Source organism: Microlunatus phosphovorus NM-1 (assembly GCF_000270245.1).
GTDB classification, from domain to species: Bacteria; Actinomycetota; Actinomycetes; order Propionibacteriales; family Propionibacteriaceae; genus Microlunatus; species Microlunatus phosphovorus.
Window position 1 is genome coordinate 1,792,815 of sequence record NC_015635.1, and the last position, 23,742, is coordinate 1,816,556.

The window sequence follows — 23,742 nt, forward strand, 5'->3', positions numbered from 1 at the left end:
ACTGGCTGCGTTGTCGTCGTCGTCCGTAGAACCCCGCTACGGACTCCTCCTCCGCCTTGCCATTCGCGCCCTGGACACCGCTCGCTATCGACCCCGGCCGGGGAGACACACCCTCGGGAGCCCGAGCCTGCGAAGGCGCGGATGGCTGTCCCGAAACCCCCACCCCCAGACCCATCGCGTACCCAACCACCACCGCCGACCACCAGGATTTCTGCCCACCAGTCAGATGTGGCAAACTTGCTCGGGTTGCCTACTGGATGTGACTCCTGCCGTGGGGGGATCGATCACGCTAGTGGGCCTTTGGTTTGGCACCCAACTCGGTGACCTGCGGCACTGCGAGGAAGACATCACACAATGAGCAAGCTGATCGACGCTGTCGATTCCCAGTCCGTCCGCGAGGACATCCCCGCCTTCCGACCCGGTGACTCCGTCAAGGTGCACGTCAAGGTCGTCGAGGGCAACCGCTCCCGCATCCAGGTCTTCGCCGGCGTGGTCATCGCCCGTTCCGGTGACGGTGTTCGCGAGTCCTTCACCGTCCGCAAGGTGAGCTTCGGCGTTGGCGTGGAGCGCACCTTCCCGCTGCACAGCCCGATCATCGACAAGATCGAGGTCGACCGTCGCGGCGACGTGCGGCGCGCCAAGCTGTACTACCTGCGTGGTCTGCGCGGCAAGGCAGCCAAGATCAAGGAGAAGCGCGACGCCTGATCCGTCGCCGCACGTGCCGGACTCCACCGTCGATCCAGACAACGACCCGTCGATCCTGCCGTCACGAGGCAAGCAGACTTTCGCGCAGCATGTCGGCGCGTTCATCAAAGAGCTGCTGGCTGTCGTCATCGGCGCGGTCATCGTCGCCTCGCTGCTGCGCGGCTTCGTCGGGCAGATGTTCATCATCCCGTCGATCTCGATGCAGAACACCCTGCAGGTCAGTGACCGGGTGGTGGTGGAGAAGCTCAGCTCGGTCAAGCGTGGCCAGGTAGTGGTGTTCGCCGATCCGGGCGGCTGGCTGACGGGCGTCCATACCGAGGAGCGCGGGCGGGTCGGCAAGGCATTGGAGTTCGTCGGCATCCTGCCCGACACCGGCACCGAGCATCTGATCAAGCGGGTCGTCGGGATGCCTGGCGACCACGTGGTCTGCTGCGACACTAAGGGTCGGATCACCGTCAATGATGTGCCGTTGGACGAGACCTCCTATCTCTACACCGATCCCGACAAGGTGCAGGCCGATCCCTCGAAGATCCGCTTCGACGTCGTGGTGCCCGATCGCCGGATCTTCGTGCTGGGTGACAACCGGGCGGCCAGCCGCGACTCACGGTGCCACCTGAACGACACCGGTGACGGGCAGCAGAAGGGCGAGAACGCCTTCATCCCGCTCGATCTGGTGGTCGGGCGGGCGATCGCGGTCGCCTGGCCGGTGAGCCAGGCGCATCGACTTCCGATCCCGGCGACGTACGCTGGCGTACCGGCTGCGGTGCAACCTGCGCCCGCGCGCCCAGTGGTGCATGCTGGATCGGACGCCAGCTGCTGAGCCGTCCCCGGTGACGAAGGAGAGTCGGTGAGCATCGACACCATGACCACGCGGAAGCGCGGCGGCAGCCGGTTCGGCTCGTTCGTCAAGGAACTGCTGATCGTGGTGGTCGGCGCATTGATCGTCTCCTCGCTGCTGCGGGCGTTCGTCGGTCAGATGTTCATCATCCCGTCGGAGTCGATGGAGAACACGCTGCTGGTCGGGGACCGGGTGGTGGTGCAGAAGCTCACCGATCCGAAGCGCGGCGACGTGGTGGTGTTCGAGGATCCGGGTGGTTGGCTGGAGTCCGGGCCGGCGCCGGACCCGACGACGCTGGACAAGGTGCTCGACTTCATCGGCTTTCCTACCGCAAGCAGTCCTGAGCACCTGATCAAGCGGATCATCGGGATGCCAGGCGATCATGTCGTCTGCTGCGACAATCAGGGCCGGATCAAGGTGAACGATCAGGCCATGGACGAGAGCGAATACCTCTACAAGGAACCGGACGGCACTCAGATCGCACCCTCCGACATCGCCTTCGACCTGGTCGTGCCGGCTGACCGAATCTTCGTGATGGGTGATCACCGCGACCTCAGCGCCGACTCCCGGTGTCATCTCTCCGACCTGTCCTTGGACGGGCCGGCAGGCACGATCGCCTTTGTTCCTCTCGACAAGGTGGTGGGGCCTGCCTTCGCGATTGCGGCACCGTTCAGTCGGGCCAAGATCCTGCACCGACCAGCCATCTTCGACAAGGTCCCTGCGCCGACCGAGCCCCCGCCGGCGCAGGCGGTGATCAAGCCCGCGGGCATCAGCTGCTGATGGCTCGATCCAGCGGGGTGCCGACGATGGTCCGCGTTCGCCGGGACAGCGGGCTGTACGGCTACGAGCGGGCGCTGGGCCGGGTTGGCCTGGCTCCGGTAGCGGGCGCGGACGAGGCGGGGCGGGGCGCGTGTGCGGGGCCGCTGGTCGCTGCCGCGGCCATCTTGTCCGATGCGCGGTCCAAGCAGATCAGCCTGCTGCGCGACTCCAAGCTGCTGTCGGCGGCGCAACGTGAGCGGGCCTACGACGAGATCGTCCGGAAAGCAATCTCCTGGTCGGTGGTGGTCATCGAACCGGGGGAGTGCGACCGGCTCGGGATGCATGTCGCCAATGTCCAAGCGCTGCGTCGGGCACTGCACCGCCTGGCGGTGCCGCCGACGTACGCGCTCACCGACGGATTCCCCGTCGACGGCCTCGGCGTGCCTGGCCTGGCGGTGTGGAAGGGTGACCGGGTGGCGGCGTGTGTGGCGGCTGCGTCGATCATTGCGAAGGTGACCAGGGACCGCATCATGTGTGAGTTGGACGAGGTCTATCCGGCGTACGCGTTCAAGATCCACAAGGGCTACTGCACGCCGCTGCACCAGGAGCGACTGGATGCGTACGGTCCGTCAGCCACGCATCGGATGAGGTTCGAGAACGTCGCCCGGACGGCTAGAGTCGAGGCGTCATGACGAGAGTGCAGGGATTGGTGTGAGCGCGGAAGACCTCGAGCAGTACGAGAGCGAGCTGGAGCTCCAGCTCTACCGCGAGTACAAGGACGTGGTCGGCATCTTCACCTACGCGGTGGAGACCGAGCGGCGGTTCTACCTCTGCAACGCGGTGGACCTGAAGGTCCGCTCCGAGGGCGGCGATGTCTACTACGAGGTGTCGATGGCCGACGCCTGGGTGTGGGACATGTATCGCCCGGCCCGATTCGTGAAGAGCGCCAAGGTGCTCACCTTCCGCGACGTCTCCATCGAGGAGATCGCGCACAGCGACCTCGAGGTTCCCAAGCCCAGCTGAGGTGCGCCGCTTCAGGCGCAGTTGTCCACAGGCTCGATCGAGCCCGAAGCGTCATCCACAGATTCGCAGAGACCCCGGTCGATTTTCGCCGACGTCCCCATTGTCTAGGACAGAACTGTCTGAGGCGGAGGTGGACGATGACAATGCGGCGGACCCGCAACGAGATCGGCGCGACGGGGGAGACCCTGGCGGCGCTGGAGCTGCAGAGCCAGGGGATGGAGATCCTGGATCGCAACTGGTCGTGCCGGTGGGGCGAGCTCGACGTGGTGGCGCTGGATCCCAGCGGCGGCAGGCGGACCGCGGTGTTCTGCGAGGTGAAGTGCCGCACCGGCCGTGGCTACGGCGATCCGCTGGAGTCGCTCACCTACGCGAAGGTGAGCCGACTGCGCAAGCTGGCCGCCGAGTGGCTGAGTCAGCATCCCGGTCTGGCGCTGGACGGGGTCCGGTTGGACGCCATCGGGGTGCTGTTGGAGCGTGATCGGCAGCCGGTGCTGACCCATGTCGTCGGGATCGGTGAGTGATGAGTCTCGCCTGCGCGTACGGGGTTGCCCTGGTCGGGCTGGACGGCCGGATCGTCGAGGTCGAGGCGCACACCGGGCCCGGGCTGCCGCGCACCATTCTGGTCGGGCTGCCGGACACGTCGTTGTACGAGGCTCGGGACCGTTGCAAGGCCGCCGTGCACAGCAGCGGTCAGTCCTGGCCGAGCACCCTGTTGACCATCAACCTGTCGCCGGCCACGCTGCCCAAGCAGGGTTCGAGCTACGACCTCGCGATCGTGGCGGCGGTGCTGGCCGCGTCCGATGTCATCTTCGCATCCGAGTTGCGCAGCACGGTGCTGGTCGGTGAGCTGGGGCTGGACGGCCGGGTGCGGCCGGTGCGCGGGGTGCTGCCCGCGACGCTGGCTGCTGTGCAGCACGGCTTTCAGCGAGTGATCGTGCCCTATCGGCAGGCCGCCGAGGCGCAGCTGGTCGAGGGAATCGACGTGTTGGGAGTGGCCTCGCTCGCCCAGTTGATCGCGTTGCTCGCCCACGAGCCGGTGCCCGATGCCGAGCCCGTCGACCTGCCGGTGGAGGCGGCTCACGACAGTGGTGACCCGGCCTTGGATCTGGCCGATGTCGCTGGGCAGCTGGAGGCCAAATGGGCTGTCGAGGTGGCCGCTGCCGGACGCCACCATCTGATGTTCACCGGGCCGCCGGGGGTCGGCAAGACGATGATCGCGGCTCGGCTGCCGGGGCTGTTGCCTGAGCTGACCATTCCGGAGGCGCTGGAGGTTTCCGCCATCCATTCGCTGGCCGGCTTCGATCTCACCGGGGGTCTGATCCGGCGCCCGCCGTACGCGGACCCGCACCATTCGGCGTCGATGGCCAGCCTGATCGGAGGCGGGGCCGGACTTGCCCGCCCGGGTGCGGTGTCCGTCGCCCACCGGGGCGTGCTGTTCCTGGACGAGGCGGCCGAGTTCTCGCCCAAGGCGTTGGAGGCGCTGCGTACGCCGCTGGAGTCGGGCGAGGTCAACCTGCATCGAAGCCACGGCATGACGCGGTATCCGGCGCGCTTCCAGCTGGTGCTGGCCGCCAATCCCTGCCCGTGCGGCCAAGCGGGCACGGCCGGGGCGTCTTGCGTGTGCCCGCCGATGGCCATCCGGCGGTACGCGACGAAGCTCTCGGCACCCATCCGCGACCGAGTGGACATCACCCAGCACTTCCGTCCGCTGAAGCGACATCAACTGCAGGCGACCCTCGGCCGAGGCGAGCCGAGCGCGGCGGTGGCGGCTCGAGTCGCCGAGGCCAGAGAACGGCAGTGGCGACGACTGGCTGGGACCGGCTGGCATGCCAACAGCGAGGTGACGGGCGCCTATCTGCGGCATCACCTGCCGCAGCCGGACGGTCTGCACCTGCTGGACCGGGCAGCCGAACGCGGACTGCTGAGTCCCCGTGGGATCGACAAGGCCTGGCGGGTGAGCTGGACGATCGCTGACCTGGCCGGCAAAGACAGGCCGGGTGTCGACGAGATCGGGATAGCGCTGGCGATGCGGCAGGGCGACCGACTCGGCAGCGGGATCCGGGAGGTGTCATGAGCTCGGACCGGGCGACTCGCATGGCCCTCAGCTGCGTGGTCGAGGCCGGGGAACCGGCGGTCGCCGAGGTGGCGCTGGTGTCCGGTGCGGCCGCAGCCTGGGAACAGATCACCAGTGGCCAGTTCGGGGAAGGATTGGCGGAGCGGGCCGCACACCTGGATCTGGATCGCGTCCTCAGCCGGGCGGGCCGCTGCCGTGCCAGGTTTGTCGTGCCTGGTGATGACGAATGGCCGGAACGTCTGGCGGATCTGCGCTACTGCGACGAGGTACAACGCCGAGGAGGTGTGCCGTTCGGGCTGTGGCTGCGTGGTCCGGGCCACCTCGCGCACCTGGTGGAGCGGTCGGTGGCGATCGTCGGCTCCAGGGCTGCGACCCAGTACGGGGAGGGTGTCGCCACCGATCTCGGCGCGGAGCTGGCCGAGGCCGGCTTCACCGTGGTCTCCGGCGGTGCCTACGGGATCGACGCCGCCGCGCACCGAGGCGCGATGGCGGTCGGTGGTCCGACCGTGGCGGTGCTGGCCAATGGCGTCGACGTCGACTATCCGCAGGGCAACGGGAAGATCTTCGACTGGATCGCCGAGCACGGGTTGATCGTGTCCGAGCTGGCTCCGGGCAATCATCCGACCAGGGTCAGGTTCCTTGCTCGGAACCGATTGATCGCCGCGCTGAGCATCGGCACGGTCGTGGTCGAGGCGGCCCTGCGATCCGGCGCGAGGAACACGGCGAGTTGGGCGGTCGGCTGCAACCGGGTGCTGATGGCTGTGCCCGGCTCGGTCGAGTCGGCGATGTCCGCGGCCCCACATCTGATGATCAGGAATGGTCAGGCGACGCTGGTGACCAGCGTTGCCGAGGTGCTGGAGTTGGTCTCCGGCGCGGGGCAGGCCATGCTGCCGATCGAGCATGGGCCGAATCGAGTCACCGACGCGTTGGATCCGGTGCAGCTCTCGGTGTACGAGGCGGTGCCGGCTCGGCGCCGGGTGAGCGCCGGTGAGATCGCCCTGGCGGCGGGAGTATCCGTGCCGAGCGTGCTGGCGCAGCTCGCCGCGTTGGAGGACGCCGGGCTGGTGGTCGGCGAGCCGGAGGGCTGGCGAGCGGTGGTGTCACGGTGAAGTCAGCGGGTTGATGACCTCCAGCCGTAGCCAGTCTAGGTGCACGACTCTGCGCAGCCCCAGCGAGTTGTCGCGGGCGTCGTAGAGCCATGATCGCGTGGGGTCGTGGAACACGTGTGCCGGCCAGAAGCCGGCCAAGCGGGTTCTGCTCGATATCGTCGGTTCTGCACCGTCTATTCGGTGCTTCCCGAGCGGATCCGACAACCCCGAGCAGATCCGACTTTGGGAGCTACGGATGTGGTCCGAGGGTGACGATGGTGATCATGTCGTCCTCGGGTCCGTAGATCCACCAGATCCACCAGATCCGCCAGGCTCCGGGCGTGCGGTCATCGACGTACGACTCCCAGAGGTCTTCACCCTGTGGACCGCTCCGGGAGTGGTACTTGTGCGAGTTGAGGCCGGGATGCGCAGGACCGATGTCGCGCAGCAACCGGAGTGTCTTGAGCACCTTCTTGCGCTTCACGCTGTGCCGCGGTCGTTCGAGGTCCATGAGTACCGCTCTTGCCTCGTCGGTGTACACCAACTGAAAGGGTGGTGCGTTCACTCGTCGTCAGCCAGCAGGTCGTCCAGTGGTGCGACCCGGCCCTGGGCGACGTCATCGAGTCCACGCTGCAATGACTCGCGAACGGATTCGTTCTCCCAGATCATCAGCTCGCGCCGAGGAATCGAGGCCATCGGAGTCAACAGGAGGTCTCCGGCGGCGTTCCGTGACACCAGGAACCGCTCGTTCCGATGGACGCCGACCCGCCCGAACGGGATTCGTGCTCGGTCATCCGCTGTGACCTCGAGCAGTGGCTCGAACCCTGCTGCTGCACTCATGGTGACTTCCTCGATCGCTATGACCAGTATGCAGGGATGGGGAAATGGGCAATACCCACGTTGGCGGTCGAGATCGAGGAATCGAGAGGTGCGCAGATGTAGCTTCAGCGGAACGGAACTACATCTGCGCACCTCTCAGATTGCCTCCTTACTGGGCGCCCGCCAGGAACTTCTTCAGCAGCGGGCCGGCGGTCTTGGAGCCTGATTGTCCGGTGTTCACGAACACCGCGACGGCCAGGTCGCCCTGCGCTGCGATCATCCAGGCGTGGGTCTTCAGTGGCTCGCTGCTGCCGTACTCCGCAGTGCCGGTCTTGGCGATCGCTTTGGGGCCCGGGAGCGAGGCCAGGGTGCGGCCACTGCCTTCGGTCACCACCGCGCGCATCATCGTCTGCAGTGCCTTGGCCTCGCTCGCGGTGAGCGGAGCGGCGGTGCTCTTGGCGGTCTGGCCCTCGACCAGCGTGGGAATGATGGTTCGTCCGCCGGCCACCGAGGCGACGACGCCGGCCATGGTCATCGGTGAGGCCAGCACGGTGCCCTGGCCGATCATCGCCGCCGCGCCACCGGTGCCCGAGGAGTCCTTCGGGACCTTGCCGAAGAAGCTTGGGAAGCCGGTGTCGTAGTCGACGCCCACGCCGAGCGAGGCGGCGGCCTTGGCGAGGTCCCCGTCGTCCAACTTGGTTCGGGCACCGATGAAGGCGGTGTTGCAGGACTGGGCCAGGGCGGTCTGGAAGGTGATCGTGCCGAGGGAGCCACTCGGATAGTCGCTGTAGTTCTTGAACCTGCGCCCGTCGACGGTGATCGTCTCCGGGCATTTCAGCATCGACGACGGCTTCATCCCTGCCCGCAGCAACGCCAGCGACGAGACGACTTTGAAGGTCGACCCCGGCGCTGCCTGCCCGATGGTGGCCAGGTTCTGGTCGGCATTCCCGGAACCGTTCGCGGCCGCCACGATGGCGCCGGTCGAGGGCCGGATGGCCACGATCGCACTGGCCGGCTTGGTGTCGGCCAAGGTCTTTTCGGCCAGTTCCTGCAGGTACCGGTTCAGGGTCAACTGCAGATCCTTGCCGGCCACCGGCTGCACCTCGAAGACGACGACCGGGGTCGCCGAGGGGGACGCCGAAGGAGTTGGTGACGGCGATGCCGTGGGAGATGCGGAGGGAGACGCCGAGGGGGATTTCAGTGGCAGCAGCCGTACCTCGACACCCGGCGTACCGCGCAGACTGGCGTCATAGCGCTTCTGCAGACCGGAGAGCCCGACCTGGTCACCGGCCACGATCGCACCGTCGGAGTCGTCGACGATCTCCTTGGTCGCATCGCCGACCGTGCCCAGGATGGGTCGCGCGAAGTCGCGCGTGGGGGCCAGCATGGCCTCGCCCTGGATCGGCAGCGCCCCCTTGATCGCGTACACGGCCTTGTTGCTGGGCCGGTCATCGTCGTCGGCTCGGAAGGTGATCGCCTCGACGAACGCCTGATCACCAGCTCCGGCGACCAACTTGCCGTACGCCTTCGGGTTGATCCCGACGAGCTTGGCCAACGCGGTCGCCGATTTCTGCGCGGCCTCACCGACCGCACCGGTTTCGTCGGTGTCCTTGTCGAATGCGGTCTTGTCGATGCCGATCCGCACGACCGAGCGGCTCTTGACGAGCGCCTCACCGTCTTGGCCGAGCACCTTGCCTCGATCGGCCGCGACCCGGCGCTGACTCAGCCGGTTCGAGCCGTTGAGTTGCGGCTCCATGATCGAGGCCTGCCAGGCCGTCTTCCAGCGACCGCCGTCGTTCTGCAACTGCGCCGTGGTCGTGTACGTCCACTTGTCCGGGACGCCGGGGAACGTCCAGCTGACATCCAGTGATGCAGTCGCCGCCGAGCCCGAGCGGTCGACGGAATCGACACTGACCTGAGGCGCCACCGGTCCCATCCCGCGGACGAGAGTCTGGAAGGCCGCATCCACGTTTTCGCTGGTAGCGGCGACGAACTCGACCGGTTTGAGGTCCTTTTTGGTCAGTCCGGCGGCCAACTCGGTTGCAGCCCGTTCGGGATCGTCACCTCCTGGGTTGGGTGCTCCGCCGTTCGTACACCCGGCCAACAGCAGAGCCGTCGACGCGAGTCCAGCGAGCAGAGCGGCCGTCAGCCGACGCATGAGTCATCATCTGTACCGAACATCCCGGCCATCCTGCCACCCGGCGCCCCGACCACAAGTGCTGCGACCCGCCGTTGTCAAGCCTTGTTCCATCGGCTTGAGTCCACTTGGATGAGTCACGTGAGGCGCCATCAGATCGAGACACCGTTGGGCAGCGGGTTCGACCGCGAGATGCACATCATCAGCTACGGCCACTACGGCCGGCCGGTGCTGGTGTTCCCATCCGAGGCCGGCCGAGCGTGGGACTTCGAGAACAACGGCATGGTGGATGCCATCGCCGATCTCGTCAACGGCGGCCGGGTGAAGCTCTACTGCGTCGACTCCCTCGACGCCGAGAGTTGGTCGGACAAAGGGCTGCCGATCGAGGAACGGGCACTGCGGCACGAGGTCTACACCCGCTGGCTCACCCATACCGTCGTGCCCTACATCCACGACGAGACCTCGGCCGGCGCTGAGTTGATCACCACCGGCTGCAGTATGGGCGCCTATCACGCCGTACATTTCGCCTTCCAGCGCGCGGATCTGGCGCCGTTGGCCATCGGCCTGTCGGGCAATTACGACGTGATGACCTGGCGGTCGTGGGGCGAGCGCGGGGACGCGACCTACTTCGCCAACCCGACCGACTACGTGCCCAACCTGCACGGCGATCACCTGGAGTGGCTGCGCAGCCGGCTGTCGGTGCTGCTGGTCGTCGGACAGGGTGCCTGGGAGACCCAGCCGACCGGGTCGCTGCCGTCCACGGTCCGGTTTGCCCAACTGGTGCAGGAGAAGGGCATTCGCTGTGAGCTGGACCTGTGGGGCTTCGACGTCAGCCACGACTGGGAGTGGTGGCGCAAGCAGCTTGCGCATCACCTGCCCCGCTTCTGCTGACCCCGCACCCCGGGTTCACAATCTCTTTGAACGGCAACCCCACCACGAAAGGAATCCAGGTGTCCGACACACGTCATCTGATCGGTCTGCTGCTGGGTGCGGAGGAGGACTGGCCGCGCGCCTTCGAGGCGATCGTCGAGCGCCTCGGCCCGTTCGCCTACGGCAACCAGACCCACCACCTGGACACCGAGCGGGTGCATATCTCGCCGTTCAATCTGCGCGACAAAGCTCGGCACACCCTGGTCATCGACCGGCTCGCGTACTGGTACTACCATCCGCGGGAGTGGCTGAAGAAGGTGGCGTTGATGGATGACGTCTATCTGCTCAACTCCCCGTTCACCTTCCAGTCGATGGAGAAGCACTCCGCCTACTGCGCGCTGATGCGGCTCGGCATGCATGTCCCGGACACGGTGCTGGTGCCGTACAAGAACCCGATCGACAACACCCGCTGGGCCTACACCTCGCGTAACTACAACGACTCGTTTGACCTGCCTACCATCGCTGCCGAGATGGGCTATCCGCTGTTCATGAAGCCGTTCGACGGTGGCGGCTGGCGCGGGGTGTCGCGGATCAAGGACGAGGCCGCGCTGATGGCCGCGTACGACCAGTCCGGCGAGATGTTGATGCACCTGCAGAAGTCGGTCGAGCCGTACGACGTGTTCGCCCGCGCGCTCACCATCGGGCCGGAGACGATGGTGATGCACTTCCGGCCGGACGAGCCGATGCACGACCGGTACGCGGTCAGCCACGACTTCTTGTCCCCGGCCGCCGGTCAGGAGGCGATCACCATCGCACAGACGGTGAACGCCTTCTTCCGCTGGGAGTTCAACTCCTGCGAGATGCTGGTCCAAGGCGACACCGTGATGCCGATCGACTATGCCAACGCCTGCCCCGACGTCGCCGTCACCTCACTGCACTACTACTTCCCGTGGGCGATGAAAGCGCTGGTGAAGTGGTCGGCCTTCTGTGCCGCGACCGGTCGCCCGGCCAGGCTGCAGGCCGACCCGGCACCCTGGTTCACCATCGCCGACGATCCTGACCTGGACTATGGGGCCAAGCTGCGGCACTATCAGCGGCTGGCCGATGAGCATTTCGACACCGAGCACTACCAGGAGTTCGCCGCGGCGGCGCTGCCGCACATCGACGAGATCGTGCTGGACTGGGTGGCCTCACCGCACTTCGATCAGATGTTGGTCGACACTGTCACCACGACCTATCCCGAGCACGAGCGGGAGCGGTTCCTGGCGCACTTCCGTGGTCTGGTCGGCTTGTGGGTCACCGACGAGAGCGCCAAGTTGGTCGGCTGACCCGGCAAGGTGAAGCCTTGTCCCCAACCTCGGGGATAAGGCTTCACCTTGTTCAGCTCTTGCTCACCAGGTCGGCGTAGTCGGGATGATGGGCGATGAAGTCGGCGGTGAAGGGGCAGCGGGCGACCACGTGCAGACCGCGATCCCGGGCGTCGTCGAGTGCAGCCTGGGTCACCTGGCCGGCGAATCCTTGGCCCCGCCATCGGTGATTGGTGCCGGTGTGGATCACGATCATGGTGTCGCCACGGAGCACATAGTCGACCAGACTCACCAACTCGCCGTCATGAGTTCCCTCATAGCGGCAGCGCGCATCGTTCCTCTCCACCTGAATCGTGCTCATGGCGGGAGCCTAACCCTCTCGCTGCGCGACGACGAAGATCCGGCGGAAGGGCAGCACCGTGCCGTGCGGCTGTGCGGGGTACGCCTCCCGCAGCCGACGCTGGTACTCGAGCTCGAAGCGCCCCCGGAGATCGTCGGGCAGCGCCTGCAGAACCGGGCGGGCGCCGGTCGCAGAGATCCAGGTGAATACCGGGTCGGGGCCGGACAGCACATGCAGATACGTGGTCTCCCACGCGTCCACCCGACAGCCCAACGTGGACAGATCGGCAAGATAGTCGACAGGCTCGGCCGAGGCCGGTCGCAGCAGCCCCGTGGTGTAGGCCGCGTACGGGTCGGTGTCGGCGAGCTCATGCAGCAGCACGTGACTCGGCGCAGCGAAGTTGCCGGGCACCTGGAACGCCAGCCAACCACCCGAGGAGAGTCGTTCGACGAGGCCGGCCAGCAGCGTGCGATGTCCCGGCACCCACTGCAAGGCGGCGTTGCTGAGGATGACGTCGGTGTCGCTGTCCGGTCGCCAGGTCCGCAGATCTCGTTCCAGGAATCGAAGCCGTCCGTCGTCCGCGAACGCCTGTGCCTTGGCGATCATGGCTGGTGAAGAGTCGACGCCGAGGATCTCGGCGTCCGGCCAGAGCCGGCGCAGCGAGGCGGTCAGCTCGCCGGGGCCGCAGCCCAGATCGACGACCTGCCGAGGAGAGTCGGCCCGGATCCGAGCGACGAGGTCCCCGAACGGACGCGATCGCTCGTCGGAGAATCGTCGGTAGTGCTCTGGATCCCAGTCAGCCAATGTTCCTCCTCGGCTCGCAGTTCCTCCACGACTCGCGGTCATCGTAGTGATCGGGCTCGGGGAGGGCGGGGATAGGTTGGCCAGCGTGAGTGAGACGAGTGACCAGCGGATCGAGATCGTCACCGCCGACGGGCTGCTGCCGGCTCAGGTCTGGCGGCCGCCGACCGGGACCGGGGCCGCGGTCGTGGTCTTCCAGGAGATCTTCGGCGTGGGCCGCTACATCCGATCGCGATGCGCCGACCTGGCCGCTCTGGGCTACGTCGTGGTGGCACCGGAGATCTACTGGCGATTGGGTGTGGCCGCCGTGGACGAGGATGCCGACGATCTGCTGCAACAGGGCATGTCCTTGATGCAGCAACTCGACTGGGACGCGGCGGTCGCCGACGGCGTGGCCGCAGTTCGCCACACCAAAGGCATGATCGAGGTCACCGGCGATGTCGGCGCGCTCGGCTTCTGCTTCGGTGGTGGGCTGGCGTTCAACGTGGCGGCGATCGAGCATGTCGATGCTTTGGTGAGCTACTACGGCTCGGCGCTCCCGCAGTTGCACCCGCTCGCGCCGCAGGTGGACGCGCCCGGGCTGCACCACTTCGGTGACGCGGATGCGTACATCCCGCTGGCGACCGTCCGTGAGATCGAAGCTTCGGTGACCGCGCAGCCGGACGTGACCTTCGAACTCCACGCCGGGGCCGGACACGCGTTCGACAATCCGGCGCCGATGTTCCACCACGCGCAGGCCTCCGCGGAAGCCTGGACGAGCACTGTCCGGTTCCTCGCCACTCATCTGCGGAACCGTGAGCAGTACGCTACCGACTGACCGAGACCGGGCGTGAGGAGAGCTGTCATGGCCGAAACGAGCGACCCGCACCGGCCCGCGTTGTCGATCCTGATCAAGGTGCGGGGCACGTTGCCCAACCTCCGACCGGCCGAACAGCGGGTCGCCGAGCTGGTGCTGGCCGACCCGGCGGGTGTTTCGGAGAGCTCGATCACCACTGTCGCCCGGCGGTGCCAGACCTCGGAGACCACGGTGCTGCGGTTCTGCCGCGCCATCGGACTGGGCGGCTACCCGGACCTGCGGATCGCGTTGGCCCGCGCCGCGCTGGCGGAGGAGTCGGAGCAGACATCTGGCCAGCCCACCACCGGTCAGATCGACCCGGAGGACTCGCTGGCCGATGTGGTCGCCAAGATCACCCGTGCCGATGAGCGGGCGATCGCCGACACCGCCGCCGTCCTCGATCTGGCGGTGCTGGAGCGCGCCGTCGACGCCGTGGCCACAGCGCCTCGGGTGGACATCTACGGGGTCGCGGCCAGTGGCCTGGTGGGCGCCGATCTGCATCACAAGCTGCATCGGATCGGCAAGATCTCCTATGTCTGGACCGATCCGCACCTGGCGCTGACCTCCGCCGCAGTGCTGCAGAGCGGTGACGTCGCGGTCGCCATCTCCCACACCGGCACCACGGTGGACACTGTCGACACCCTGCGGGTGGCCCAGCAGCGAGGCGCCACGACGATCGCGATCACCAACTTCGCCGGCTCGCCCATCTCGGAGTATGCCGACCTGCTGCTGCTCACCGCAGCCCGGGAGACCACGTTCCGGTCCGGGGCGATGTCGAGCCGGATCGCTCAGCTGGCGCTGGTCGACTGCCTGTTCGCCGGCGTCGCGCAGCGCTCGTACGATCAGGCGATCAAAGCTCTGGAGAGCACCTACGCCGTGGTTCGCAGCCGGCATGGTGAGTGAATGCCGGTGAGCGGCGATGCCCATCCTCGCCGGACCATCGTCGTGCTCGGCATGCTGTCCACGTTCGGCCCGATCTCCCTGGATCTTTATCTGCCCTCGCTGCCCGAGCTCTCCAGCGAGCTGAACACCTCCACCTCCAGCGCCCAGCTGACCATCACTGCCTGTCTGCTCGGGCTGGCGGTCGGGCAGCTGATCGCTGGTCCACTGTCGGACCAGTTCGGCCGTCGCCGACCGCTGCTGATCGGTCTGGTGGCGTACCTGCTCGCCTCGCTGGCCTGTGCGTTCGCCCCGACCATCGAACTGTTGATCGTGCTGCGGCTGTTGCAGGGTCTGGCCGGTGCGGCCGGGCTGGTGATCGCACGGGCGGTCGCTCGTGACCTGTACAGCGGCAATGCGCTGCTGATCTTCTTCGCTCGGCTGACGTTGGTCTCCGGGCTGGCGCCTGTAGTCGCACCGCTGCTCGGCGGACAGCTGGCTCGGGTGATGGACTGGCGTGGCATCTTCGTGGTGCTGGCCGGGTTCGGTCTGGTGCTGGTGCTCGCAGGACTGCTCGGGGTGCCGGAGTCACTGCCGCCGGAGCAGCGCAGTGCCGGCGGACTGCAGGCCAACCTGGCCGGCTTTCGTGAGCTGTTGGCCGACCGGCTGTTTCTCGGCGCGGCTTTCGCCTCCGGGCTGGCCGGCGCGGCCATGTTCGCCTACATCGCCGGGGCGACGTTCGTGCTGCAGCGGATCTATCTGATGTCGCCGCAGGGCTTCTCGTACGCCTTCGGCATCAACGCGCTCGGCATCATGGCGATGGCTCAGGTCGGCGCCCGGCTGGCCCGCACCTGGCCGACTGTCCGGGTGCTCGGCTTCGGCCTGGGACTGAACCTGCTCGGCGCTGTCGGCGTCCTGGTCAGTGTGCTCTTCGGCGCTGGTCTGGTGCCGCTGCTGATCGCGCTGTGGGTGATGGTCAGCTCGGTCGGACTGGTGTTCCCGACGGCGACCACCATCGCGCTGGCCGACTATCCCCATCAGGCTGGGCGGGCTTCCTCGCTGCTCGGTCTGGGGCAGTACATCGGCGGCGCCCTGGTCGCCCCGCTGGTCGGGCTGGCGGGCGAGCACACCGCGGTGCCGATGGGAGTGGTGGTGGTCGGGGTTAGTGTGGCGGCAGGTCTGGTGTTCTGGTTCCTGGTGGTGCGGACGTTGCGCAGCCGTGGTGAGATCGTCTAGGACGTGAGCGGGAAGACGACGTAGCCGGTGAATGCACGTCGTCGTCGCGAACGGCCGCATGTGACTGGCACTTGACTATCTCGAACAAAAGTTCGAATATGGAGGGGTGACCGCCACTCCTACCATCGCCGACCTGCGCCAGCGGGTCAACCGGATGCAAGGGGCTGCGGTCTCCCGTCGGCTGCCGCTGCTGTCGGGTCTCAGTGAGGTCGTCAGCCTGCACACCGGGATGGTCGCCACGTTGGACAGCCCGGCCCTGGCCATGTCGCTGATGGCCGGTCCGTCTCGCGCCGGGGAGTGGACCTCGGTGGTCGGGGTGTCGGAGTTCGGCTTCGACGCCGCGTTGGCGTTCGGGGTCGACCTGGGTCGCTGCATCGTGGTGCCAGAGCCGGGGGAGCACTGGCTGAGCGTGACGGCGGGGCTGATCGAGATCACCACCCTGGTGCTGGTCCGACCGCCCGTCCCGGTCACCGAGCAGCAGGCGACCCGGATGTTGGCCAGGCTGCGGCAGAAGGACGCCGCGTTGCTGGTCGACTCGGGCTTGCTGGGGGAGCGGGCCTGGCCTCGGCCGCAGCGCCGGCTGACGGTGGCCGACAACCGCTGGACCGGCCTCGGTCGGGGGCACGGCCATCTGCGGGGGCGGCAGGTGACGGTCCGGTCGTGGGGTGGAGGGGTGCCCGACCGGACCGTCGACCTGTGGCTGCCGGACGAGCGGCTCGACGTGCGCGTGGAGCCGAGCCGTGGCGCTGGGTACGGGGCGGCTGGGTACGAGAGCGAGGTGGCAGCCGGATGAGTGTCGGCACCCTGTCGGAGTTGTCGGACTCGGTGGCCACGTCGCCGCGGGTGATGGTGGTCTGGTGTCCCGACTGGCCGGTGGTCGCCGCCATTGCGGCCGAGGAACTGTCGAGCGAGGCCCCGGTCGCCGTGCTGGCCGGCAATCAGGTGCTCTTCTGCTCGTCCAGCGCTCGCCTCGACGGGGTGCGGCGTGGCATGCGCCGCCGAGACGCGGTGGCGCGCTGTCCCGAGCTGAGCTGCATCGAGGGCAACGAGGCGCGGGACCAGCGGGCGTACGAGCAGGTGCTGTCCGGACTGGAGCAGTTGGTCGCCACCGTCACGCCGCTGCGGCCGGGGCTATGTGCGCTGCCGGTGCCGCGCCGGTTCTATGGCGGTGAGCCACAGGCGGCGGCGGTGATTGCGGAGATGCTGGTGGAGTACGGGGTGTGGGACTGCCGGGTCGGTGTCGCCGACGGCATGTTCGCCGCCGAGCAGGCCGCCCGGCGAGCCGAGGCGCAGAGCTGGTTCGTGGTGCCGGCCGGCGGGTCGGCGCGGTTCCTGGCCGACCTGGAGATCGGCGCCCTGGACGCCGGGGCACCACAGGATTCCGAGCTGGTCAGTCTGTTGCGCCGGCTGGGGATCCGACGGCTGGGGGAGTTCGCCGCGCTGTCGGTGAGGGACGTCGCCACCCGATTCGGTACGCACGGTTCCTGGCTGCACCGACTATGCCGGGGTGCGGATGCTCGGGTTGCCGCCGGTCGACGTCCGCCGCTGGAGTTGACCCAGCGGGCGATGTTCGAGCCACCGCTGGAGACCATCGAGCCGATCGCGTTCAGCACCCGGCAGACCGCGGACCGGTTCGTCGCCGAACTGTCTCGTCATGGCCTGGTCTGCACCACCGTGACCATCGAGGTGCATGGCGATCGGGGATGGCAGGGGATGCGGACCTGGGGGCATCCGCGCTGGTTCTCCTCGGCCGATCTGATCGACCGGGTGTTCTGGCAGTTGCAGGGTGATCCGGCACCGGAGCCGGTCGGTGAGGTCCGGCTGGTGCCGGAGGCGGTGGAGTCGCTCGGGGATCACGGCGACGGGCTGTGGGGCAGCGCCGCCGACGACCGGGTCGATCGGGGGGTCTCCCGCTTGCAGGGGATGCTTGGTCCGGAGGCAGTCGTCGCGCCGGCCGTTCAGGGGGGTCGAGGGCCGGCGCGGCGCCAGGCGTCGGTCCCGTGGGGGGAGCGGGTCGAGGGGTTGCGGTCGGCCTCGCTGCCCTGGCCCGGCAGCATACCGCCACCTGCGCCTACCAGGGTCTTCACTCAACCGCGACCGGCCATGGTGGTCGGTCAGGACGGGCGTCGGGTAACGGTGTCGGATCGTGGTCTGGTGGTAGGCGAGCCGACCCGATTCCGGCCCGATCCGGCCGGTCCGGTGCTCGGAGTGCAGGCCTGGGCCGGGCCATGGCCGATCGACGAGCTCTGGTGGGACCCGGCAGATGCCCGCCAGGTTGCCCGCTTCCAACTCGTCGGCGTGGACGGCAGCGCCTGGTTGCTCGTCGTCGAACGGGGCCAATGGTGGACTGAAGCGCGCTATGACTGAGCGATCGGGCACTTGCGGTGCGCGATGTTGCGGTGGGTGGGTCGCGGTGGGGTCTCGGGGCATCTCTTGGGACAGCCATCCGCGCCTCCGCAGGCTCCGGCGCTCCCGCCAGGCCCATCCACGTCCCTTCGAGACGCCCCGAGACCCCACCGCTTGTGCCCACCGGTGTTCTTGTGCGTCGCAGGTGTAGTGCCCGATCGCTCGTCGGAGGTGGTTGTTGATGGGTTGGAATAATCCGCCGATTTCGTGGCGGGAGTATGAGGCGCGGTTGTCGGGCAAGGTCGGTCCGGATGAGCCGCTGGGTGCGGAGTGGGCGGGGCGGGACCAGCCGCGGGTGCGGGCTACGTCTGAGTCCGAGCCTGATGAGGCGGCCCCGCTGGATCGCAATGGGGATCCGGTGCCGCCGTGGAGTCGGCGGCGCGCTGCTACGGTTGCGGGGCCCGCGACTCCCAGCACGACGCCGGTGGTTCCGTACGCGGAGTTGCATTGTCACAGCAACTTCAGCTTCCTGGACGGGGCCTCCGATCCGGAGGCGCTGATCGCCGAGGCGGTCTCGCTCGGATTGTCCGCGTTGGCGATCACCGATCATGACGGGCTGTATGCGGTGGCACGGTTCGCCGAGTCGGCGCAGAATTTAACGCGCGCTGGTGCTGCCGCACCGGGAGTCGAGCTGCAGACGATCTACGGTGCCGAGCTGTCGCTGGGACTGCGTACGCCGCAGAACGGGGTCGCCGATCCGGAGGGTTCGCATCTGCTGGTGCTGGCTCGCGGCGTCGAGGGCTATCACCAGCTGGCCAAGGCGATCACGGACGCCCAGTTGGACGGCGATGAGAAGGGTCGCCCGCTCTACGATCTCGACCAGCTCGCCGCCACCGCCGAGGGTCACTGGACGATCCTGACCGGCTGTCGGAAGGGTGCCGTCCGGCAGGCATTGGCAGCCGGCGGGCCGTCGGCTGCTGCCGCGGACTTGGACCGGCTGACCGCCCTGTTCGGTCACGACCGGGTGGTCGTCGAGCTGTTCGACCACGGTCGCCCTGACGACTCCACGATCAACGACCAGCTGGTCGAGTTGGCTCGCGTGCACGAGCTGCCGGTGGTTGCCACCAATGCGGTGCACTATGCCCAGCCCAAGAACTACCGGCTGGCCACGGCGATGGCGGCGGTCCGGGCTCGGCGCAGCCTGGCGGAGATGGACGGCTGGCTGCCGGTCCCTGGAGCTCATCTGCGGTCGGGAGAGGAGATGACGCAGATCTTTGCCCGCTATCCCGGGGTGATCGAGCAGACCTTGGCGGTGGCCGCAGACTGCGCCTTCGACCTGAAGCTGGCCAAGCCTCGCTTGCCGAAGCTCGAGGTGCCGGACGGCCACACACCGGCGAGCTATCTGCGGCAGCTGTGCTGGGAAGGATTCGAGGAGCTCTATCCCGGTGGCGATCGAGCGAAGGCGGCCGAGCGGCTGGAACGCGAGCTGACGGTGATCGAGGGAAAGGACTTCCCTGGCTACTTCCTGATCGTGCATGACATGGTTGCCTTTGCGCGCGCACGCGGGATCCTCTGCCAGGGCCGGGGGTCGGCAGCCAACTCGGTGGTCTGCTATGTCCTCAAGATCACCGCGGTCGACCCGGTCCTGTACGACTTGCCGTTCGAACGGTTCCTGTCCGCGGCCCGGGACGAGGAGCCCGACATCGACGTCGATTTCGACTCCGACCGGCGCGAGGAGGTGATCCAAGAGGTCTACCGGCGCTATCGTCGGGACAAGGTCGCCCAGGTCGCCAATGTGATCAGTTACCGACCCAAGTCCGCGGTTCGCGACATGGCCAAGGCGCTCGGCTATTCCACCGGTCAGCAGGATGCCTGGTCCAAGCAGATCGACTCCTGGGGACGCATTCCGCCGCGCGACGAGCAGACTCACGACATCCCCGAACCGGTGACCGAGCTGGCCAATCAGCTGCTCGGTGCCCCGCGACATCTCGGCATCCATGCCTGCGGGATGGTGCTCACCGAGCGGCCGGTGGGCGAGGTCGTGCCGATCGAGCGCGGCCGGATGGATGCCCGCACGGTGCTGCAGTGGGACAAGGACAGCTGCGCCTACATGGGGTTGGTCAAATTCGACTTTCTCGGCCTGGGAATCCTCAGCGCGATGCAATACACCTTCGACCTGATCGCTGAGCGGGTTGGTGAGTCATGGACGTTGCAATCCATCCCCAAGGAGGAGCCCGGTGTCTACGACATGCTCTGCCGGGCAGATTCGATCGGAGTGTTCCAGATCGAAAGCCGGGCTCAGATCGGCACCCTGCCCCGGCTGCAGCCGCGTAAGTTCTACGACCTGGTGATCGAGATCGCGCTGATCCGGCCTGGCCCGATCCAGGGTGGAGCCGTACACCCGTACATCCGGCGCGCGACGGGTCGGGATGAGGCAATGCCTCCGCATCCGGCGCTCGAGCCGGTGCTGAAGCGGACGCTGGGAGTGCCGTTGTTCCAGGAGCAGCTGATGCAGATCGCTACCGAAGTCGGCGGCTGTACCGGCGAGGAGGCTGACCTGCTGCGGCGGGCGATGGGCTCCAAACGCGGGATCGAGAAGATCGAGCGGATCAAGGACAAGCTGTACGACGGGATGAAGGAGAACGGCATCGTCGGCGAGGTGGCCGACGGCATCTACGCCCGGATCCAGGCGTTTGCCAGTTTTGGCTTCGCCGAGAGCCACGCGATCTCTTTTGCTTTGTTGGTGTATGCCAGCTCCTGGCTGAAGCTGCACTATCCGGGCGCGTTCCTGGCCGGACTGCTGCGGGCGCAGCCGATGGGGTTCTACTCACCGCAGTCGCTGGTGGCCGACGCCCGGCGGCATGGGGTGGAGGTACGCCGCCCCGACATCGCGCTCTCTGGAATAGATGCCGATCTGGAGCCGCTGGTCGCGGGGGAGACGATGATCCCCGGTGGAATGAGCAGTTGCCTGGATCGCGACCAGCCCGAAGTGGGAAAGTTCAACCGATCGGCACCGGATCTCAGTGCCGAGCACCGCAGGGACGGCTCGACGGCGGTCCGACTAGGACTGACCTCGGTCACCAGCATCGGCCGGGCGGTGGCCGAGCGGATCCTGGCCGAACGGGAGCGGCAGTCGTACGCCGACATCAACGACGTCGTACGCCGCGCCGGCCTGACCGTCGCCCAGACCGAGGCGTTGGCCACCGCCGGAGCGTTCGACAGTTTCGGACTGAGCCGGCGACAGGCGCTGTGGAATGCCGGGTATGCCGACTCCGCCGACACCCTGCCCGGCACCGCGATCGATGCCGCCCCACCGGAGCTGCCCGGGATGAGCGATGTCGAGTTGACCGTGGCCGATCTCTGGGCGACCAAGATCTCACCCGGGGAGCACCCGGTCTCCCATCTGCGAGACGCCCTGGACGGATTGGGCATCCGGCAGGTCGGCACGCTCGGGGAGGCAGACGACACCTGCCGGGTGCGGGTCGCCGGGCTGGTCACTCACCGCCAGCGTCCAGGCACGGCGGGTGGGGTGACCTTCCTCAACCTGGAGGACGAGACCGGGATGCTCAACATCGTTTGCTCGGCACCGATGTGGAACCGCTATCGCCGGGTCGGCCGGCAGAGCAACGCGCTGGTCATTCGCGGCCGGGTGGAGCATGCCGACGGCGTCACCAACCTGGTCGCCGAGCGGTTCGATCCGCTCGCCCTGGTGCTGCCGACCGCTAGGGCTCTCGGCCAGCATCGGTCCCGCGATTTCCACTGATCTCAGCAGCAGATCCGGGCAGAAACGTTCCCGCGGGAACGTCTTCTGCTCCGGTATGCCATCGGATTAGGTGCGCAGGTGTCCTTTCGTTCGATCCCAACCAACATCTGATCACTCTCAATCCTTGGTGCGGCCAGGGTCTGACGATTCCTTGATGACAGGGAGAGCGCCTATTGTTAAGATCTGCTGGCCCTGCCACGGTCCATGGCGGCGACCGAGATTGTCCAACGTGTTAGTGGGCTGGCCCGTATTCTCCCAACTCGGGTACTTGCTGTTTCAGTGGCTATTGGATCGATGTGGTCACCATGTCGAGGCCAATACTGGTGCTGCTCCGGCGCGAGACCTATGCAGCGAAGAGGTCGGCGTGCCATTATGACTGCACTCTTTGATCCATCCCCGGAGCCTATCGGGAGGTGCCGCGTGCCCAATGACCAACCGCCGACCAAGGCGGCACCGGTCGAAGCCACCGCGTCCGGCCCAGTGACCACCAGTTTGCGTGTCGAGAAGGACGTCCCGCCCAAGGCAATGCTCGCGTTCGACGGTGGCGGCATGCGCGGCGCGTTTACGCTCGGCATGCTGGTGTTCCGGAGGCGTTGGTTCCCACCGGCCCGGATCCTGTCGAAGTACCCCGGACCGCCACTCGCGTTCCGTTCAGTCTCAGAGGCTGCGATTGGAGGGAGCAGGTAGTGAGTGACAAGATCTTCGTCTCTTACTCGCGCAAGAATGAGATAGAGGTGCGTCGGCTGGTCGACCGTTTGAGAAAGGACGGCTTCGACGTCTGGTTCGATCGAGACGCCATCTTGGCGGGCCAGAAATGGGCCGACGAGATACGTTGTGCGGTCGAGGATGCCCGAGCCGTGCTGGTCTGCCTCTCCTCTCAGTGGATTCATCAGAAGGGCTATGTCCAAAAGGAGCTGCGGATGATCGTCGAGGCATCGCAAGTGAGGCCGTGGAATGACACCTGGATTATTCCCGTCAAGCTAGATCATCTCGTTGACCTTCCCCAGCAACTGAGGGATCTGCATGCAGTCCAACTCGACACGGAGTCCGGCTACCAGAAGCTGACGACCGCCCTCGGTGCCGTTGTCCGTGCTGCCCCTGGCGCTCCGCCCGTCGACGAGGCCTCTGCCCCTAGCGCCTTCGAGGAGTTCTTTATCGACGCGATCGAACGCGGAGCCGTGATCCACTCGGATCCGTGGATGGAGGCCGGCAGCCAGGAGGAGCTCGAGTTCAAGCAGTTGCTGCGGGGCCGGATGGACTCTGGGATCGATGCGATGGAGGCGAGAGACTACGCTAAGGTGTTGACCGTCTGGCAGCCGCTTCGTGAGCACCGTCTTTTTGACCTCGATAGTCCGGTGTGGGACGGACGCCCGTACTTCCTCGCTCAAATCCTGTCCGGGAAGTGTCATGTCTTCATCGCACTGGCGCAGCTGAATCAGCAGGATGCATCGATCGGCGTCGAGGCGCTCAACTCATTTGCCGAGCTCGTGAGACAACCCCCGTTTTCGATGAAGGGAGCGAGTTCAGATCGGCTCTCGCCAGAGAGTGCGGCAATCCACAATCTGAACTACAAGGACACGCTCGCCTTCGCGCTTGAGTGGTTCACCGGCTGGACTCCGTCGGTCTTCCAGAGCTTCTACGGGGTGCCGCAGCAGCAGGTCCGGGACGTCATCCATAGGGCAGAGACGAGAATCAGGGAGATCGACTTCCTCCTCGAGAGGTTTCCGATTCAGCACACCGACTAGCGCCGCCCGCTTTCGCCGGACGGACTGCACCGCGCTCCAAGGAAGCCGTCGCCACCGGAGCCGACCAGATCGCCGTCGGCTGCCCCTTCTGCCGCGTGATCCTCGCTGACGGCCTCACCGCCCAGCAAGCTATCGGCCAAGCCCGCGAAGACATCGAAGTCCTCGACATCGCCCAAC

General features: G+C 67.0%; 23 protein-coding genes. 17 read left to right on the forward strand and 6 right to left on the reverse strand.

The window, feature by feature from the left end; all coding sequences use genetic code 11:
• Window positions 1-354: 354 nt before the first annotated feature.
• The 8 genes from rplS (at window position 355) to dprA (ending at window position 6,508) form a co-directional block, all read left to right on the forward strand.
• Window positions 355-705 (forward strand): 50S ribosomal protein L19, encoded by a 351-nt coding sequence (rplS, locus tag MLP_RS08065; RefSeq protein ID WP_013862559.1) that lies wholly within the window; start codon window positions 355-357, stop codon window positions 703-705.
• A 13-nt stretch (window positions 706-718) separates the two neighbouring features.
• A complete protein-coding gene (gene lepB, locus MLP_RS08070) occupies window positions 719-1,525 on the forward strand; it encodes a signal peptidase I (protein WP_013862560.1) in 807 nt (268 codons plus the stop codon).
• A gap of 27 nt (window positions 1,526-1,552) precedes the next feature.
• A complete protein-coding gene (gene lepB, locus MLP_RS08075; protein ID WP_013862561.1) occupies window positions 1,553-2,323 on the forward strand; it encodes a signal peptidase I in 771 nt (256 codons plus the stop codon).
• A complete protein-coding gene (locus MLP_RS08080; RefSeq protein WP_013862562.1) occupies window positions 2,323-2,994 on the forward strand; it encodes a ribonuclease HII in 672 nt (223 codons plus the stop codon). Before lepB (MLP_RS08075) ends, MLP_RS08080 begins: the two co-directional genes overlap by 1 nt.
• A gap of 19 nt (window positions 2,995-3,013) precedes the next feature.
• Window positions 3,014-3,325, forward strand: a complete 312-nt coding sequence (locus tag MLP_RS08085; RefSeq protein WP_013862563.1) for a DUF2469 domain-containing protein — start codon at window positions 3,014-3,016, stop codon at window positions 3,323-3,325.
• Window positions 3,326-3,462: 137 nt separating this feature from the next.
• Window positions 3,463-3,846 carry a YraN family protein gene (locus tag MLP_RS08090; protein ID WP_083843749.1) on the forward strand — a complete coding sequence of 128 codons (384 nt, stop codon included), beginning with the start codon at window positions 3,463-3,465 and terminating at the stop codon, window positions 3,844-3,846.
• On the forward strand, window positions 3,846-5,399 hold the full coding sequence (locus MLP_RS08095) for a YifB family Mg chelatase-like AAA ATPase (RefSeq protein ID WP_041789858.1): 1,554 nt from the start codon (window positions 3,846-3,848) through the stop codon (window positions 5,397-5,399). Before MLP_RS08090 ends, MLP_RS08095 begins: the two co-directional genes overlap by 1 nt.
• Window positions 5,396-6,508 carry a DNA-processing protein DprA gene (gene dprA, locus MLP_RS08100; protein ID WP_013862566.1) on the forward strand — a complete coding sequence of 371 codons (1,113 nt, stop codon included), beginning with the start codon at window positions 5,396-5,398 and terminating at the stop codon, window positions 6,506-6,508. The genes MLP_RS08095 and dprA overlap by 4 nt, the downstream gene beginning before the upstream one ends.
• Before the next feature lie 229 nt (window positions 6,509-6,737).
• On the opposite strand, the gene MLP_RS08105 is transcribed toward dprA, so the two are convergent.
• The 3 genes from MLP_RS08105 to MLP_RS08115 form a co-directional block, all read right to left on the reverse strand.
• Window positions 6,738-6,998 carry a hypothetical protein gene (locus MLP_RS08105; RefSeq protein WP_070100547.1) on the reverse strand — a complete coding sequence of 87 codons (261 nt, stop codon included), beginning with the start codon at window positions 6,996-6,998 and terminating at the stop codon, window positions 6,738-6,740.
• A 50-nt stretch (window positions 6,999-7,048) separates the two neighbouring features.
• Window positions 7,049-7,327: a hypothetical protein gene (locus MLP_RS08110; protein ID WP_041789860.1), complete on the reverse strand. Its 279-nt coding sequence runs from the start codon at window positions 7,325-7,327 to the stop codon at window positions 7,049-7,051.
• A 148-nt stretch (window positions 7,328-7,475) separates the two neighbouring features.
• Window positions 7,476-9,464, reverse strand: coding sequence for a penicillin-binding transpeptidase domain-containing protein (locus MLP_RS08115; RefSeq protein WP_013862570.1), 1,989 nt, complete (start codon window positions 9,462-9,464; stop codon window positions 7,476-7,478).
• A 111-nt stretch (window positions 9,465-9,575) separates the two neighbouring features.
• On the opposite strand from MLP_RS08115, the gene MLP_RS08120 reads away from it, so the two are divergent.
• Window positions 9,576-10,334 carry an esterase family protein gene (locus tag MLP_RS08120; protein WP_156821084.1) on the forward strand — a complete coding sequence of 253 codons (759 nt, stop codon included), beginning with the start codon at window positions 9,576-9,578 and terminating at the stop codon, window positions 10,332-10,334.
• A 59-nt stretch (window positions 10,335-10,393) separates the two neighbouring features.
• Entirely contained in the window at window positions 10,394-11,641 is a 1,248-nt protein-coding gene (locus tag MLP_RS08125) for an ATP-grasp domain-containing protein (protein WP_013862572.1), read from the forward strand.
• A 52-nt stretch (window positions 11,642-11,693) separates the two neighbouring features.
• On the opposite strand, the gene MLP_RS08130 is transcribed toward MLP_RS08125, so the two are convergent.
• Window positions 11,694-11,981 (reverse strand): GNAT family N-acetyltransferase, encoded by a 288-nt coding sequence (locus MLP_RS08130; protein WP_013862573.1) that lies wholly within the window; start codon window positions 11,979-11,981, stop codon window positions 11,694-11,696.
• Window positions 11,982-11,990: 9 nt separating this feature from the next.
• A complete protein-coding gene (locus tag MLP_RS08135; RefSeq protein ID WP_013862574.1) occupies window positions 11,991-12,764 on the reverse strand; it encodes a trans-aconitate 2-methyltransferase in 774 nt (257 codons plus the stop codon).
• Between the two features lie 85 nt (window positions 12,765-12,849).
• On the opposite strand from MLP_RS08135, the gene MLP_RS08140 reads away from it, so the two are divergent.
• From MLP_RS08140 to MLP_RS08175, 7 genes are all read left to right on the forward strand, one after another.
• The gene (locus MLP_RS08140; RefSeq protein ID WP_013862575.1) at window positions 12,850-13,578 is read left to right on the forward strand and encodes a dienelactone hydrolase family protein; all 729 of its coding nucleotides are present in this window, start codon (window positions 12,850-12,852) and stop codon (window positions 13,576-13,578) included.
• A gap of 27 nt (window positions 13,579-13,605) precedes the next feature.
• Complete coding sequence (locus MLP_RS08145) at window positions 13,606-14,499, forward strand: MurR/RpiR family transcriptional regulator (RefSeq protein WP_013862576.1); 894 nt, start codon at window positions 13,606-13,608, stop codon at window positions 14,497-14,499.
• Window positions 14,500-15,711: a multidrug effflux MFS transporter gene (locus tag MLP_RS08150; protein WP_013862577.1), complete on the forward strand. Its 1,212-nt coding sequence runs from the start codon at window positions 14,500-14,502 to the stop codon at window positions 15,709-15,711.
• A 106-nt stretch (window positions 15,712-15,817) separates the two neighbouring features.
• On the forward strand, window positions 15,818-16,504 hold the full coding sequence (locus MLP_RS08155) for a hypothetical protein (RefSeq protein WP_013862578.1): 687 nt from the start codon (window positions 15,818-15,820) through the stop codon (window positions 16,502-16,504).
• Window positions 16,501-18,078, forward strand: a complete 1,578-nt coding sequence (locus MLP_RS08160) for a DNA polymerase Y family protein (RefSeq protein ID WP_013862579.1) — start codon at window positions 16,501-16,503, stop codon at window positions 18,076-18,078. The genes MLP_RS08155 and MLP_RS08160 overlap by 4 nt, the downstream gene beginning before the upstream one ends.
• A 220-nt stretch (window positions 18,079-18,298) precedes the next feature.
• A complete protein-coding gene (locus MLP_RS08165) occupies window positions 18,299-21,820 on the forward strand; it encodes an error-prone DNA polymerase (protein ID WP_041789863.1) in 3,522 nt (1,173 codons plus the stop codon).
• Window positions 21,821-22,506: 686 nt separating this feature from the next.
• Window positions 22,507-23,565, forward strand: a complete 1,059-nt coding sequence (locus tag MLP_RS08175) for a toll/interleukin-1 receptor domain-containing protein (RefSeq protein ID WP_013862582.1) — start codon at window positions 22,507-22,509, stop codon at window positions 23,563-23,565.
• Here the strand turns inward: MLP_RS08175 and MLP_RS27920 are convergent.
• Entirely contained in the window at window positions 23,562-23,741 is a 180-nt protein-coding gene (locus MLP_RS27920; RefSeq protein ID WP_013862583.1) for a hypothetical protein, read from the reverse strand. The genes MLP_RS08175 and MLP_RS27920 overlap by 4 nt on opposite strands.
• Between the last annotated feature and the right edge of the window lies 1 nt (window position 23,742).